This window comes from Lachnoanaerobaculum sanguinis, from assembly GCF_033242365.1.
Classification (GTDB): Bacteria; Bacillota; Clostridia; order Lachnospirales; family Lachnospiraceae; genus Lachnoanaerobaculum; species Lachnoanaerobaculum sanguinis.
Genome location: NZ_BTHK01000023.1, coordinates 1 through 15085 on the forward strand (window position 1 = coordinate 1; position 15085 = coordinate 15085).

The 15085-nt window shown below is 37.5% G+C and carries 16 protein-coding genes; 3 read left to right on the top strand and 13 right to left on the bottom strand.

Annotated features, from left to right (window positions below; genetic code table 11):
- Positions 1–193: 193 nt before the first annotated feature.
- The 10 genes from atpC to SBH76_RS12485 all read right to left on the bottom strand — a co-directional run bounded on the left by atpC (position 194) and on the right by SBH76_RS12485 (position 7266).
- The gene (gene atpC, locus SBH76_RS12440; protein WP_290650120.1) at positions 194–595 is read right to left on the bottom strand and encodes an ATP synthase F1 subunit epsilon; all 402 of its coding nucleotides are present in this window, start codon (positions 593–595) and stop codon (positions 194–196) included.
- 8 nt (positions 596–603) lie between these two features.
- Positions 604–1995 carry a F0F1 ATP synthase subunit beta gene (gene atpD / locus SBH76_RS12445; RefSeq protein WP_009664014.1) on the bottom strand — a complete coding sequence of 464 codons (1392 nt, stop codon included), beginning with the start codon at positions 1993–1995 and terminating at the stop codon, positions 604–606.
- A 39-nt stretch (positions 1996–2034) separates the two neighbouring features.
- Positions 2035–2901 carry an ATP synthase F1 subunit gamma gene (gene atpG / locus SBH76_RS12450; protein ID WP_290650117.1) on the bottom strand — a complete coding sequence of 289 codons (867 nt, stop codon included), beginning with the start codon at positions 2899–2901 and terminating at the stop codon, positions 2035–2037.
- A gap of 12 nt (positions 2902–2913) precedes the next feature.
- Positions 2914–4413 (bottom strand): F0F1 ATP synthase subunit alpha, encoded by a 1500-nt coding sequence (gene atpA / locus SBH76_RS12455; protein WP_314098236.1) that lies wholly within the window; start codon positions 4411–4413, stop codon positions 2914–2916.
- Positions 4414–4458: 45 nt separating this feature from the next.
- The gene (gene atpH, locus SBH76_RS12460; protein ID WP_314757286.1) at positions 4459–4992 is read right to left on the bottom strand and encodes an ATP synthase F1 subunit delta; all 534 of its coding nucleotides are present in this window, start codon (positions 4990–4992) and stop codon (positions 4459–4461) included.
- Entirely contained in the window at positions 4980–5495 is a 516-nt protein-coding gene (atpF, locus tag SBH76_RS12465) for a F0F1 ATP synthase subunit B (protein WP_317978038.1), read from the bottom strand. Before atpF ends, atpH begins: the two co-directional genes overlap by 13 nt.
- Positions 5496–5507: 12 nt before the next feature.
- Positions 5508–5765 carry an ATP synthase F0 subunit C gene (gene atpE / locus SBH76_RS12470; protein WP_007594440.1) on the bottom strand — a complete coding sequence of 86 codons (258 nt, stop codon included), beginning with the start codon at positions 5763–5765 and terminating at the stop codon, positions 5508–5510.
- Between the two features lie 79 nt (positions 5766–5844).
- A complete protein-coding gene (gene atpB, locus SBH76_RS12475; RefSeq protein WP_290650104.1) occupies positions 5845–6573 on the bottom strand; it encodes a F0F1 ATP synthase subunit A in 729 nt (242 codons plus the stop codon).
- Positions 6570–6983: a hypothetical protein gene (locus SBH76_RS12480; protein WP_317978039.1), complete on the bottom strand. Its 414-nt coding sequence runs from the start codon at positions 6981–6983 to the stop codon at positions 6570–6572. The genes atpB and SBH76_RS12480 overlap by 4 nt, the downstream gene beginning before the upstream one ends.
- A complete protein-coding gene (locus SBH76_RS12485; RefSeq protein WP_314098227.1) occupies positions 6976–7266 on the bottom strand; it encodes an AtpZ/AtpI family protein in 291 nt (96 codons plus the stop codon). Before SBH76_RS12485 ends, SBH76_RS12480 begins: the two co-directional genes overlap by 8 nt.
- 341 nt (positions 7267–7607) lie before the next feature.
- Here SBH76_RS12485 and SBH76_RS12490 point away from each other — a divergent pair, with 341 nt between their 5' ends.
- From SBH76_RS12490 to SBH76_RS12500, 3 genes are all read left to right on the top strand, one after another.
- Positions 7608–8798, top strand: coding sequence for a cell wall-binding protein (locus SBH76_RS12490; RefSeq protein WP_315085309.1), 1191 nt, complete (start codon positions 7608–7610; stop codon positions 8796–8798).
- A gap of 9 nt (positions 8799–8807) precedes the next feature.
- A complete protein-coding gene (locus SBH76_RS12495) occupies positions 8808–10721 on the top strand; it encodes a GH25 family lysozyme (RefSeq protein WP_317978040.1) in 1914 nt (637 codons plus the stop codon).
- Between the two features lie 633 nt (positions 10722–11354).
- Positions 11355–12494: a hypothetical protein gene (locus SBH76_RS12500; RefSeq protein ID WP_315085314.1), complete on the top strand. Its 1140-nt coding sequence runs from the start codon at positions 11355–11357 to the stop codon at positions 12492–12494.
- A gap of 88 nt (positions 12495–12582) precedes the next feature.
- Here the strand turns inward: SBH76_RS12500 and SBH76_RS12505 are convergent, their stop codons facing one another.
- Genes SBH76_RS12505 through glf form a run of 3 tightly spaced genes read right to left on the bottom strand, consistent with a single transcriptional unit; the run spans position 12583 to position 15072 of the window.
- Positions 12583–13263, bottom strand: a complete 681-nt coding sequence (locus SBH76_RS12505; protein WP_315085316.1) for a hypothetical protein — start codon at positions 13261–13263, stop codon at positions 12583–12585.
- 36 nt (positions 13264–13299) lie between these two features.
- Complete coding sequence (locus SBH76_RS12510) at positions 13300–13971, bottom strand: hypothetical protein (RefSeq protein ID WP_315085318.1); 672 nt, start codon at positions 13969–13971, stop codon at positions 13300–13302.
- A 3-nt stretch (positions 13972–13974) separates the two neighbouring features.
- On the bottom strand, positions 13975–15072 hold the full coding sequence (glf, locus tag SBH76_RS12515) for a UDP-galactopyranose mutase (RefSeq protein ID WP_317978041.1): 1098 nt from the start codon (positions 15070–15072) through the stop codon (positions 13975–13977).
- Positions 15073–15085: the final 13 nt, after the last annotated feature.

Below are 15085 nucleotides of genomic sequence, written 5' to 3' on the forward strand. Positions count from 1 at the left end.
ATTAGAGGCCTTTAATAAATTTGCACATTCACAGCCACACAGAATTGAAGACGACGTAAAAAGCGCATAATAAAAGCCCCTTTGTGGGGGCTTATAAATTAATTATTTTGGGACATAATCATTTATGCTTGACAGAAATAAAAAAGGATTGTATGTTACATCCCTTTTAAAACCAACATACAATCCTTATAATTTATTTAATCCCTGCTACATCCAGACGAACCAATGCTCTTCTGAGTGCAAGCTCAGCTCTGGCAACATCTATACCGTCTCTTTGAGAAAGTCGTTTTTGGGCTCTCTCCTTTGCCTCTTTAGCTCTGTTAACATCTATCTCATCACTGTACTCACATGAATCGGCAAGTATTGTAACCTCATCCTGTAAGATCTCCGCAAAGCCTGAGTGAAGGGCACAAGTCTTTACACTTCCGTCTTCACTATGTATAGATAATTTACCCGGTGCTATTACATTTACCATAGGGATATGCTTGGCATATATACCGACATTCCCCTGTGTTGTGGTAAACTCCACCATTGTAGCATCCCCTTCAAAAAAAACATGGTCGGGACACATTATCTTTAATGCAAACTTGTCCATACTACCTCCTATTTAGAGGCACGCTCTACAACCTCGTCGATAGTTCCTGCATTTAGGAAATATTGCTCAGGTATATCGTCATGCTTTCCTTCAAGAATTTCTCTAAATCCTCTGATAGTCTCTGATAGAGGTACATACTTTCCGTCAATTCCTGTAAACTGTGTTGCCACGAAGAAAGGCTGTGAAAGGAATCTCTGGATCTTTCTTGCTCTTGCTACAGTAAGCTTATCTTCTTCAGAAAGCTCATCCATACCAAGCATGGCAATAATATCCTGTAACTCTTTATACTTTTGCAATACCTCCTGCACACTCTGTGCTACCTGATAATGCTCTTCTCCCACTATATGAGGTGAAAGTATTCTTGAAGTAGAACCAAGAGGATCTACTGCAGGATAAATACCCATCTCCACTATAGAACGGTCAAGAACCGTAGTAGCATCAAGGTGAGCGAATGTATTTGCAGGAGCGGGGTCGGTAAGGTCATCCGCAGGCACATATACAGCCTGAACAGATGTAATGGAACCGTTCTTTGTAGAAGTGATTCTCTCCTGAAGCGCACCCATCTCTGTTTGAAGTGTAGGCTGATAACCTACCGCAGAAGGCATACGTCCAAGAAGTGCTGAAACCTCTGAACCTGCCTGTGTAAATCTGAAGATATTGTCGATGAAAAGAAGTACATCCTTTCCACCCTGATCTCTAAAATACTCCGCCATTGTAAGACCTGTAAGTCCTACTCTCATTCTCGCACCCGGTGGCTCATTCATCTGACCGAATACCATGGTTGTCTTATTGATAACTCCTGAGTCGGTCATTTCATGGTATAAGTCATTACCCTCTCTGGTTCTCTCACCTACACCTGTAAATACTGAATACCCACCATGCTCTGTTGCAATATTTCTGATAAGCTCCTGAATAAGTACAGTCTTTCCTACTCCGGCACCACCAAAGAGTCCTATCTTTCCACCCTTTTGGTATGGACATAAAAGGTCAACTACTTTGATTCCTGTCTCAAGAATCTCGGTCTGAGTAGACTGCTCCTCAAAGCTTGGAGCCTTTCTATGTATAGGAAGATACTCCTCTACCTTAGGTGGTTCTTTCTTATCAATTGCCTCTCCAAGTACATTAAAAATTCTACCCAGAGTGTTTTCACCAACAGGAACTGAAATAGGAGCTCCTGTAGCCCTTGCTTCCATTCCACGAACAAGTCCGTCTGTACTTCCCATGGCAATTGTTCTTACTATATCATCTCCCAGATGCTGTGCAACCTCTACAGTGAGCACTCCGTCAGCTGTATCTATCTTTATTGCCTCATTGATTTGTGGCAAGTGTCCTCTGGAAAACTTAATATCCAAAACAGCACCGATAATCTGGGTTATTTTGCCAATATTTGGCTCTGCCATCAACTTTTCTCCTTCCTCTTCTTCATTCGTTTCCGATCGTTATTCTATGGCGTTGGCTCCGGCCACAATCTCTGTAAGCTCTTGAGTGATAGCACCCTGACGAGCTCTGTTATACTGTAAGCCGAGCTTATCTATAAGTTCTTCCGCATTTGATGTTGCGGAATCCATAGCGGTCATTCTGGCACCGTTTTCTGAAGCAACAGACTGCATCAGACCGCCATAAATAACAGAAGAAATGTATTTTGGAATTATAGCATCCAATACTTCATCTTCATTGGGAGAATAATTCATAAGGGCTCTCGGACCCTCACTTTCTGTAGTCTCAGGCTGTAATAAATCTTCCTTGCTGATAGGAAGCAATTTCAAAAGTACAGGATCATGTACCACCGTATTCTTGAAATTGGTATATATCACATAAATCTCTGAGAGCTTTCCGCTTTCATAGTCGTCAAGCAATACCTTTGTAATATCTGCGGCATCCTTGTACAGCGGCTCTTCCACAATCTCTGAAAAGTCTCCCTCTACTTCAAAACCTTTATGTAAGAGTGTATCTCTACCTTTTTTACCCACTGCATATATAAGTGTTTCATTGCTTTTGAATTCGCTTATTACCTGCCTGCTTACAGCATTGTTATAGCCTCCTGCAAGACCTCTGTTACCTGTAATAACCAATACGCCTGTCTTACCGCCGTCATTTTTCTTAAGATACTTATGAGATATATTCTCACTTTTCTCAAGCATTGATGCGATAGTTTGATACATTACGGTAAAGTATGGCTTGGAAGCATCCGCTTTTGTTCTTGCTTTTTGAAGCTTAACCGTTGCTACAAGCTTCATGGCTTTGGTAATCTGAGCAGTGCTTTGTATCGCCGCACGCCTACGCTTTATTTCCTTCATTGAAGCCATAATACACCTGCACTATGCTTTCTTACATTCATTGATAACATCTGTAAGTCTTTTTGCCAAATCGTCGGAAATTTCTTTCTTATCTCTAATTTCAGCAGCTATTTCAGGATGCTTGCTCTCTATAAATCTGAACAACTTATCCTGGAACTCAAGTACCTTCTCCGTAGGAACATCAAGTAAAAGTTTCTTTGTAGCGGCAAAGATAATAACTATCTGATACTCTACAGGCATCGGCTTGTAGTTTGGCTGCTTTAAGATCTCTCTGATTCTCTCACCCTGTGCCAACTGATTCTTTGTAGCTTCATCAAGTTCTGAACCGAACTGTGCAAATGATGCAAGCTCTCTATACTGCGCAAGCTCCAGTCTTATAGGTCCTGCAATCTTCTTCATCGCCTTGATCTGAGCAGAACCACCTACTCTTGATACTGAAAGTCCGGCATTGATAGCAGGTCTGAATCCCGAATTGAACATCTCTGTCTCAAGGTAAATCTGACCGTCTGTAATAGAAATAACATTTGTAGGAATATACGCTGAAACGTCTCCTGCCTGTGTCTCTATTATAGGCAATGCGGTAAGTGAACCGCCACCAAGGTCTTCTGACAATCTTGAAGCTCTCTCAAGAAGTCTTGAGTGAAGATAGAATACATCACCCGGATAAGCCTCACGGCCCGGTGGTCTCTTAAGAAGAAGTGAAAGTGTACGATATGCGGCAGCATGCTTTGTAAGATCATCGTATACTACGAGTACATCATCTCCTCTTTCCATCCATTCCTCACCTATAGCGCAACCTGAGTAAGGTGCGATATATTGAAGCGGTGCAAGATCACTTGCAGTAGAAACTACTACTGTAGTGTAGTCCATAGCACCGTAATCCTCAAAAGTCTTTACAATTGATGCAACAGTAGAAGCCTTCTGCCCTATAGCAACATAGATACAGTGAACATTCTGTCCTTTTTGATTGATTATAGTATCTACAGCAATAGAAGTTTTTCCTGTCTGTCTGTCACCGATTATAAGCTCTCTTTGTCCTCTTCCTATAGGAATCATGGCATCAATGGCCTTTATTCCTGTTTGAAGCGGTGTATCTACCGATTTTCTTTCGATAACACCATGTGCAACTCTCTCTATTCTTCTAAAGGTATCTGAAGTTATAGGTCCCTTTCCGTCGATTGGCTGTCCAAGCGCGTTTACAACTCTACCTGTAAGTGCATCTCCTACAGGAACCTCTACAACTCTACCTGTGGTCTTTACTGTATCACCCTCGCTGATATTCTTCTTATCACCAAGTAAAACAGCACCGACATTGTCCTCTTCCAAGTTAAGAACCATGCCGTAAACATCCCCCGGGAATTCCAGAAGCTCACCCTGCATAGCCTTTGCAAGACCATGTATTCTGGCAATACCGTCTGCTACCTGGATAACAGTACCCACATCTGATACCTCGAGTTTAGTTGAATACTTATTTATCTGCTCTTTTATAACTGAGCTGATTTCTTCAGGTCTTAGATTCACTAGACTCGTACCTCTTTTCTTTAAACTTTTTGCCGGTAATACGGCTTATGATAACATTTTTCTCATCTTATCAATTCTTGTTTTTACACTTGAATCCACAACTCTGTCACCGATTCTGATGACAATACCGCCTATGATACTCTCATCTACCACGTATTCCGCTTCAAGAGACTTATAATGTGATGACTTCAAAAGCTCATCCACTATTTTATCTTTCTTTGAATCATCAAGCGGCAGCGCAGTCGTAACAGTTGCCTTTCCGATAAGAAGAAGCTCCTTTATACAATCTATAACATAATCAAGTATAGATATAAGTTCAGCCTGTCTCTTCTTTTCGATTACAGTCAATAAAAATCCCAATGAATCAACACTGATGTGATTCTCAAATATTCCCTTTACAAAATCAATTTTTTCTTCATCATCCATCTTAGGTGAATCAAGAAGTCCCATGATTTCATTGTTTTCAGTAAAAATATTCTTTACGGATTTTATTTCTTCAAGTGCATCAATCAGATTGTTCTTTTCAGATACTACCGACACATAAGCATCTCCATATACTTTGGACACTAATTTTGCCATGTACCATCTCCGATTTCTTTTAAAGTCTCTTCAACAAGTCTATCCTGCACTTCAACATTCATTGCAGAATTGACTGCCTTGCTTGCAATAATCGAAGCAACATCCACTATATTTGATTTTACTTCTTCCATGGCTTTTTTCTTTGCCAACTCTATCTCGTTGTTCGCCCTGTCAGTAATTCTTCTAGCTTCCGCCTTTGCTTCTTCTATGATTTCGTTTTCTCTATCCTTTGCCCTTTTTCTGGCGTCCTCTAAGATTGCATCAGCCTGTTTTTGGAAAGAGGCCAATTTTTCTTCGTACTCCGCCTTAAGAGCATCAGCTTTTGCCTTTGCATCTTTTGCACTTTCCAGGTCTCCGGCAACTCGCTCTCTTCTTTTTTTGAGCATCTCCTTAGCCGGATTAAAAAGCAAATAGGAAAGAATAAAGAACAAGAAAAGGACCGCAAAGCCGGTAATGGCTGAATCAGCCAAAAGCTGAGGGTCAAATCCTATCAGTCTTTCCATAAAACCTCCAAATTAAGCGCCGAAAGGCTTAACGAACATAAGAATCATAGCAACTACAAGTCCGTAAAGACCTGTTGTCTCGGCAACGGCCTGTCCGAGAAGCATTGTTGATGTGATATCCGCTCTTGCTCCCGGGTTTCTACCTACTGCAGCCGCACCATGTCCTGCTGCAATACCCTGTCCGACACCCGGTCCGATACCTGCTATCATTGCAAGTCCCGCACCTATAGCAGAGCAACCAAATATAAAATCCTGTCCTGTCATATTCATAAATAACCTCCAAAATATATGATATCAAGTGAGGCACTTCCTCACTTAAATCCATGAAAATATTTTACTATCCAATGAACTATTCTAATTTGTCATTGATATAGACCATGCTAAGCATACAGAAAACATATGTCTGCAATGCTCCTGAAAATACATCTGTATACAGATGTAAGAATGACGGCACACCAATCTTTAAAAAGATCGGCATCATACCATACCAAAGCCCCATGATCAAAACACCTGAAAGCACGTTTGCAAAAAGACGCAATGATATAGATATCGGGTTTGCTATCTCACCGATAACATTTATCGGAAAGAGCAACGGTATCGGCTCAAAGAGCGATGTAAAATGTTTTAACTTTCTGTTCTTTATACCCTGGAAATTTACTATTAAAAATGTAAAAAATCCAAGCATAAAAGTCACACCATAATCCGCTGTCGGGTTTCTAAGTCCGAGCAAACCGCTGAAATTAGAAACAAAAATAAAGATAAAAATCGTTCCTATATAGTTTAAGAATCTATCCTTGTTTCCACCAAGTATAGTATCGGTCATTCCCTCTAATGCTTCAATACCACATTCCAAAAAGTTTACAAATCCGCTTGGGACATTGTATGGATCTGCCGCCTTTATTGCTCTGTTTGCAAATATTGCAAATATTGTAATCAATAAGACAACAATCAATAAGGAAACTGTAGTCGTAGTCAAATAGAGTTCCTGTCCGAAAAGCTTATACTTATATAGGCCATGGATCATAAAATCCAAATTTTTGCTTCCGGCTGCACTTTCAGCTAAAATACTTAAGCTCATGTCTCCTCCTTTCTTCTTTTTTCAAATATTTTTTTAAACAATGGATACATATATGCACCCGATTTCAGTCCGAAAACAGATATGACAATCGCGAGTGCATTTATGTATCTACTGTTCCAAAATATTGCTACAACAATAAATAAAGCCGCCTTCCTAAGCAAAGAATGAATCATAATCTTTCTCTGCGCAAAAGAAGGGTTCCCCCCATACAGGCTGTCTTCTGTGGATATTCCCATATCAATGACCATGCCTATTACCAAAACGCTACCTATAAGTATCCCAAGTTCAATTGGATAAACAGAATACTTCATAATCCCTGCAAACGGGATTGTCGCCAGGCTCAAAATGATTTCATAAAGTAAAACTCCCATACCCATATAAAGACATGTTCTTCTTGTTTCCTTATTCATCCTTATTCTTAAAAATCCTACTTTCTCTTTTTGGCAAAACAAAAGTATTTTCTTGTTTTTGCAGGTTTTCTTCTTTCTTTTTGTCCATCTTTTTTATGGTATTCATGATCAGTCTAAACCCTGACATACATCCGCTTATAACCCCTAAAAGCATAAATATCAGCGTAAACGGAAAGTGAAATCTTTCCTCCAATTTCATACCCAAAAATGTACATAGTAAAATCGGTGTAACCATGGTAAAGCCGACCTGCGAAATCAGTGACAAATATTTTAAGGCTTCCATATCTCATACCTCCTACTATACTCCAAAACCTCAAAAACTTTCAATATTGCATTTTATACTAATTTTTTTCGGTTTTCTTATTATACCTATATAATTCTTACTTGTCTATATCCGTGTTGTTTTTATCAGTATTATTGTTAAATTAAAAACTTATTTTCAAAAAAATTATACAAAAATTTTTTGAGCTGAAAGATGATAAAATGGTGTTCTGTAAATCGTAAATATTTGTTATAATATAGGAACTATTTTATTGTTGACTAAGATGCTATAATAACTTGATATAGGGAATCGTGAGATTAAAATCAGTTTTATTCCCGGATAATCTAATAAAAGGAGGACATATGAAACATACTATCAGAAAAATGTTGGTTACAGGTATGATAAGCGGCTTGCTTTCACTTTCTGCTGTTTCTGCGGTATACGCTGCAAACGGTTGGAAAGAGTCAAACGGTACTTGGACCTATCTCGATGACAACGGACAATTGCACAAAAGCTGGCTCCCGTCTTCAAACGGGTATTATTATATGGATTTGTCTACAGGCGTTATGGTGACCGGATGGAAGAAAATCGATTCCAAATGGTATTACTTTAAGTCTAACGGAATAATGGCTACAGGCTGGTTCAAAGTTGATAATGACTGGTATTACACGCTCAGCAGCGGAAACCTTGTACAAAACAGCTGGTTAAAGAGCGATTCAAACTACTTCTACCTTAAGGGCACAGGTGTCATGGCCACAGGTTGGAGACAGATGGACGGTGCGTGGTATTATTTCAAGCCTGACGGAAGAGCCGCTTTCGGTTGGACAAAAGTAGGCGATAAGACCTATTATTTCTCCAGTTCCGCAAAGATGTATACATCATGGAATCAAATCGACGGCGTTTACTACTATTTCAATGCTGACGGTTCTATGAAAACAGGTTGGATAAATGACGGTACTCATAAGTTCTATATGGAAGAAGCTGAAGGCGAAAATCACGGTAAAATGACATTCGGTCTTAAGAAAATTTCCGGTGCATCTTACTATTTCAATGAAAAAGGTCATATGATTACCGGTTGGTTGCAATCAAACGGCAAGTATTATTACTTTGATGCCGACGGAAAGATGGTAACCGGTAAATCTATAAATATAGAAGGAAAAGAATACACATTTGATGCAAATGGTGTATGTACAAATCTTAGTGGCACTCCTAGCAGTGTCACTAATGCTATATCCGAAACAAAGAAATCAGACGGTAAAAGCAGTACGGCAGCACCTACTGCAGCCGCTAATGAGGCACCTACAGTTGCACCCGGAGCAAAAACCGAATCTTCAAGTTCTTCTTCCTCTTCAGCTGCCCAAGCTTCTGCCGAAGCTAAACCCGGAAGCAAAGAAACAACAGCTCCCGCTTCACCGCTTGATGAGGCAAAAGCAAAAAATAATAAAGAAGAAGCGAAAAGTCCGGCTGATGAGAGCAAAAAGAATGCACAAAGTTCTTCTTCAAGCAAGGATGAAGTAGGTTTAAAACCCGGTGAAACATCCGGACCGAAATAGAGGTACAAAATGCATTTAAATAAATTTATAAAAACGGCTATATCTTTGTCACTTGCGCTGTCTTTGCTTAGTCCGGTTACATCATTTGCAGCCAATGAATGGACAATGCAAACACCGGGAGTATATCAAATGCTTGACGGATCATCCCTTACCGGAGTAGTTGCAAGAGGTATTGACCTTTCACATTATCAAGGTGATGTTGACTGGGACAAGGTTGCCGCAGATGATGTTCAGTTCATCATACACGGAACCAGATACAAAGGTCAGATTGACCCTGTTATAAGAAGAAATCTTACTGAAGCAAACAAGAGAGGTATAAAGCTCGGAGTATATATTTATTCCTATGCAATGACAGTCGCACAGGCTGATGCAGAGGCTGACTTTGTTCTGGATATAATAAAGGATTATCCTATTTCATATCCTGTAGCTTTTGACGTTGAGGATGCCAATACACAGGGTAAACTTCCAAAAGACGAGCTTACAGCTATAATAAAGACATTCTGTAATAAGGTGGAAGCCGCAGGATATTATCCTATTGTATATGCAAATGACTATTGGATTGCAAACAAGCTTGATATGAATGCCTTGAAAAAATACGATATCTGGGTTGCCAGATATAATGTAAAGCATTCATATCCGGATCCTGTTATCTGGCAGGCTACAAGTACAGGTAAGGTAAACGGTATAAAAGGTAATGTAGATATTGACTTCCAATATAAATCTTTTTCCGATAAGATTCCTGCAAATACCTGGAGAACTATTGCAGGAAAGAGATATTATTACAAAGACTACAATATGGTAAAGGATTCATGGGTACATGACTCCAACAATTCTTACTATATGGATTCAAACGGTACGGCAAAGACAGGTTGGTTTACTTCAAATAATGCAAGCTATTATCTGGATTCGTCAAAAAACGGTGCCGCAAAAAAAGGTTGGTATAAAGAAAATTCAGACTGGTACTATCTTGACAGCACTGACGGCAAGATGATTACAGGTTGGATCAATGACGGAAACAAGAGATACTATGCCGACAAAGACGGTAAAATGCAGACAGGTTGGCTTGTAGACGGTAAAAACACATATTTCCTGGCTCCTTCAGGTGTTATGACCACCGGTTGGGTAAATGACAATAACACATGGTACTACATGGATAACAACGGTAGAATGCAGACAGGCTGGATTGATACCGGTAACCAAAGATATTACATGGACAATACAGGTAAGATGCAGACAGGTTGGACAGATATCGGAAACTCAAGATATTTTCTCACCAAGTCAGGTGCTATGTATAAGGGTTGGCTGAATGATTCAGGTGCCTGGTATTATATGGATAATAACGGTGTTATGAAGACAGGTTGGATCAATGATAAAAACACCTGGTACTACACGGACAATACCGGTAAAATGCAAACAGGTTGGATAAATGACGGAAAGAACAGATATTTCCTTACCGACTCGGGTGCTATGAAGACAGGTTGGTTAAAGGATGGCAACGACTGGTATTATATTGACAAGTCAGGCTCCATATCAACCGGATGGGTCAATGACGGCGGTACATGGTACTATTTGGACGGCTCAGGCAAGATGCAGACAGGCTGGATTGATTTAAACAACCAAAGATATTTCCTATCTCCAAGCGGTGCTATGAAGACCGGATGGATAAATGTAGATAAAAACTGGTATTACATGAACAGTTCGGGAAATATGGCAAGAGGTATGATAAATGTCAATAATGTTTCATACTATCTTGATGAAAGCGGAAAGATGCTTGTCAATACAACTGTAAATGTAAACGGTACAGACTACCGTATAGACGCTTCAGGTGCTATGTCTCAGATTGTTCCCGAGATAACAGCAACTCCCGAAACTTCTACGGCTGCCGTTTCCACACAGGCAAGTGTAGGACCGGCCGGAAACTAAAAAATCAAACAAAAATACTACAGCTGAAATCAACAATCCTGTAGTCATAGTAAGTTAAACTTTATAGCGAAGCAGAATTTTTCTACTTCGCTATTCCTATATTGTATTACTAAGTATATATTCAACATTACTTACTCTTCATGTTTGTCATTACACTCATAATCCTCTTCGGTTTATTTCATGATATATTCTATTTTTACATATATTTTAAATACCACTCTTGCAAATTTATTTATGACTAAGTTTGGAACAATGTTTAAGATAAAAAAGTCTTAATTTTAATAACTTTATAAATATATTTTATTCCAATACTTTTAAAAAACTTTTATAATATGAGGAATGCAAGACCGTAGTGCGTTTTCTATTCCTATACACCTGTAGGCAGATGATTTTCATGCAGGATATCCTGTATCTTTATTCAATCAATACATTTCCACTTTTATAGAAAAATGGTTATCAATAATGTGATACCTATGTGAACAAGAGATTTTAATACTGCAAAAACTTCTAAACTGATACTTGAATTGAAGGATTGAATTTGAATTTAAAGTTTTTCTCCATATTTACAATCCATATATTTAATGATAGTATTTACGTGAGTAAACTTCAAATATATTTTTAGGAGAATTTATAATGAAAAAGAAGCTATTTGCCTTATTCTTATTATCATTTTTAATGTCTTCACTTTCAGGATGCCATTCATCCAAAGAGAGCCAAACCTCATCTGCTACACAGGAAAGTGAATCTATCTCTACACAAGAACCTTCCAAAGAAGAAAAAACTACTGCTTCATCAGAGAGTGATCTGACTCAAGCTTCAGTAGATGATGAATTTTCCTTATCAGAAAGTATCTATTTCCCTTATGAAAATTTAAATGAGTTAACTATTAATGAAAAGACTGATAAGGACAGCTTAAAAAATATCATTAGCAAACTCCCTGAGATAGCTGAATATATACAACTTAGTGATGTGGATTTAAGTGATGACTCTTCGACCATAACAATCAAATATGATGAATTTTATGAAGGTGCAATAGCATCCAGGCTTTATGATATTGATTTAACACCACCCGGCATAGATGAAAATCCTTTGCATTCTTCACCATATATATTTCCAAGGCTTGACAATAATGCTTTGCTTTTAATAATAGCCAATGATTCCATATCATATGTAAATTATGAAATTTCTGTACCTGAGGAATTTTATGATTCAAAACCTCTTACTCTAAAACTTGCAAGAGAAAACTTTATAAAGCACATAGGTGATATATCCGGTGCCAGAGAAGATAAAAGCCGTTATGATATTTTATTAGATTATGATAACGCCATATTTGCCAATAGAATTCACCTTAATGGTGTAGTCCTTGGTTCTGAAGAGGAAGTGCTCATTAAAAGATATAATGAACCTAATGAAAAAGATGGAAATAATTATATATATCTTTCTGAAGATGGCACTATAACATTTAGGCTCGAAAAAGGAAAAACTGAAGATAATCTATTAACTGTTACAAAGATTTCAGTTCGTCCACTAAAAAAAATCATATATAAACAGTTTTTTCCAGCCAGTATAGGATTATTACCTGAGCAAAATGGAGTTTTAAGCAAATCTCGTGTTGTGGGCTACCTTGGAGAACCTAGAATAAAAACTTCGGATACTTATTATTATAGACTAACCTCCGGTTTATCTGATTATCTATACTTTACATATGATAACAATGAAAATGTAATAGAATATGGAATGGTAAGAGAAGAACTTATACCTAAAAATCATTAAATATAAAATGGGCTGTAACATATAAAAAATTACGTTACAGCCCCCTCTTTTATACAAAACTATTTTATTCTATCATAGATTATTTAAGTTACTTTACAAATCTGGAAAACAAGTCTATCAATATTCCAATTAATATACTTACAGCAATACATATGAAAGTTATCCTTGCAAGCATCCTGCCCTTATTCCAGTACTTTGTACTTATATGCAATCCGTCTATCAAATCTATTCCCGGTATCCGTTGAAGGATAAAATGCATTGAAGTTCTCTCAAAAGTCATCTTCTTTTGCTTCCTTGTAATGTCCAAAATACAAATAGTTAATATAAAACATGGCAACTCTATTAAAGTTGTGCATACCAGCAGTACAGGTAGTAAAATCCACATACCAATTATAAATGGCCAAGTAATAATGACAAACGGCATTAAAAATACCAAAAAAAAGGCTCCTACTCCGCCTAAGCAAATAAAAACAGGCAGACCTCTACCAATTAACATAATTGGCATAAGTGTGTATTTATAAAAGAAATAGTTATTTATACAGTAATCTATATCCTCTGTCTTTATAGCTTCCAGTATATTTATAATTTGTACTCTGATAAGTATTACATATACCACAATAAACAATATATTATTCACTGCAACAATTACAGTAGGAATACTTACATCTGATTCCGATAAGATTTGATGCAAAACAATTATATTAAAGCATAGCCATGCATATATTAAAATTATATAGAATATATCTAAAACAGGCCGGAATTTCTTCAAATTATTTCCTCCGTACTCATTTACACAAGATTATGCCTAAAATCTATTTACCAAATAAATCGACAATACCAATGCTGTTACACAAAAGGTAAAAACAGCAGTCACAACAGCCAATCCCCTGCCTCTATTCCAATACTTTATACTTATATACAGTCCGTCTATAATATTCAACACCGGTATCATCTGCAATAAAAAATGTATCGCTCTTTCCGCAGAAGATATACCGTATTTTTTTTGTGTAATACCTAAGACATACTCAATTGATATAAAACACGGCAACCCTATTACGACAAATACTATCAACACATACGGTATTATTGCAATAATCATATAAATAATCATAGCAAAAAATAAAGCAAAAAAAGCGGCTATAAGATCTTCTTTTGGCCAATGAATTATCATTCCGAATATTACAAAAATAGAAGCACCTATTATTCCTGCACAGATTAATTCAACAGGCATCGTTATATATTTATATATAAAATATGTTTTCAGGCAGTAGTCTACATCTTCCTCCTTTTTAGCAAATGAAATATTTCGCATTTGTGATATCAAAACAAATATAAACAGTATACACATTGGAATCATTACTACCGTAGCAACAACAATGCTTATAGCATACAGTATAACCCAAACTATTGAACCATATATTGCTGTTGCATACAGTATACCAAGCCACAAAGGGTGTTGTTTTTGATCATACTTCATATATTATAAATTCTTCTCCACACAATCAAGTGCCGCTTCAACTACCTTGTCCATATCATAGTACTTGTATGCTCCCAGTCTGCCACCGAAGATTATCTCAGGTCTTGTTTTTGAAAGCTTGACATAGCTTTCATATAGAGCATTGTTCTTTTCATTATTGATAGGATAATACGGTTCCTCACCCTTTTGCCACTCTGTAGGATATTCTTTTGAAATAATGGTGAAGTCCTGATTGCCGTATTCAAAATGCTTATGCTCTATTATTCTGGTGAACTTCACATCTCTTTCAGTATAGTTTACCACTGCATTTCCCTGATAGTTGTCGGTATCAAGTCTTTCATCCTCAAAGTATACTCTTCTGTACTCAAGCACTCCAAGTTTATAATCAAAGAACTCATCAATCATTCCGGTATATACAGTTTTATCAGCTATATCAGGATTCTCCTTTATGAAATCTCTGTACTCGGTATTTGTTCTTACTTCTATACCCTCAAGAAGCTTTTCAACTATTCCGGTATATCCTCCTATAGGAATACCCTGGTATCTGTCATTGAAATAATTATTATCAAATGTAAATCTCAGTGGAAGTCTCTTTATAATAAATGCCGGAAGTTCCTTTGCATCTCTACCCCACTGCTTTTCCGTATATCCCTTTATAAGCTTTTCGTATACATCTTTTCCGACCAAAGATATTGCCTGCTCTTCCAGATTCTTAGGGTCTGTAATTCCTGATTCCTGTCTTTGTTTTCCTATAATCGCCTTTGCCTCATCGGGAGTTTTTATATTCCAAAGCTTGCTGAAAGTATTCATATTAAACGGCAGATTGTAAAGTTCATCCTTATATATGGCAACAGGTGCATTGATATAATTATTGAACTCTGCAAAATTATTTACATACTCCCAAACTTTTTTATTTGAAGTATGGAAAATATGAGCACCATATTTATGAACATTTATTCCGTCTACATTCTCGGTATAGATATTTCCGGCTATATGATCTCTCTTATCAATTACCAAAACACTCTTACCGCGCTTCTTTGCCTCATATGCAAATATTGCTCCGAAAAGCCCCGCTCCAACTACTAAAAAATCGTATTTCATATGCTACTCCTTA

What these genes read in the sequence shown, in the direction of transcription:
- atpH (WP_314757286.1), bottom strand. Translation starts at nt 4,992, where the DNA reads ATGGCAAAATTAGTGTCCAAAGTATATGGAGATGCTTATGTGTCGGTA.
- SBH76_RS12500 (WP_315085314.1), top strand. Translation starts at nt 11,355, where the DNA reads ATGAAAAAGAAGCTATTTGCCTTATTCTTATTATCATTTTTAATGTCT.
- SBH76_RS12490 (WP_315085309.1), top strand. Translation starts at nt 7,608, where the DNA reads ATGAAACATACTATCAGAAAAATGTTGGTTACAGGTATGATAAGCGGC.
- atpC (WP_290650120.1), bottom strand. Translation starts at nt 595, where the DNA reads ATGGACAAGTTTGCATTAAAGATAATGTGTCCCGACCATGTTTTTTTT.
- SBH76_RS12495 (WP_317978040.1), top strand. Translation starts at nt 8,808, where the DNA reads ATGCATTTAAATAAATTTATAAAAACGGCTATATCTTTGTCACTTGCG.
- atpG (WP_290650117.1), bottom strand. Translation starts at nt 2,901, where the DNA reads ATGGCTTCAATGAAGGAAATAAAGCGTAGGCGTGCGGCGATACAAAGC.
- SBH76_RS12485 (WP_314098227.1), bottom strand. Translation starts at nt 7,266, where the DNA reads ATGGAAGCCTTAAAATATTTGTCACTGATTTCGCAGGTCGGCTTTACC.
- atpE (WP_007594440.1), bottom strand. Translation starts at nt 5,765, where the DNA reads ATGAATATGACAGGACAGGATTTTATATTTGGTTGCTCTGCTATAGGT.
- glf (WP_317978041.1), bottom strand. Translation starts at nt 15,072, where the DNA reads ATGAAATACGATTTTTTAGTAGTTGGAGCGGGGCTTTTCGGAGCAATA.
- atpB (WP_290650104.1), bottom strand. Translation starts at nt 6,573, where the DNA reads ATGAGCTTAAGTATTTTAGCTGAAAGTGCAGCCGGAAGCAAAAATTTG.
- atpF (WP_317978038.1), bottom strand. Translation starts at nt 5,495, where the DNA reads ATGGAAAGACTGATAGGATTTGACCCTCAGCTTTTGGCTGATTCAGCC.
- SBH76_RS12510 (WP_315085318.1), bottom strand. Translation starts at nt 13,971, where the DNA reads ATGAAGTATGATCAAAAACAACACCCTTTGTGGCTTGGTATACTGTAT.
- atpD (WP_009664014.1), bottom strand. Translation starts at nt 1,995, where the DNA reads ATGGCAGAGCCAAATATTGGCAAAATAACCCAGATTATCGGTGCTGTT.
- SBH76_RS12480 (WP_317978039.1), bottom strand. Translation starts at nt 6,983, where the DNA reads ATGAATAAGGAAACAAGAAGAACATGTCTTTATATGGGTATGGGAGTT.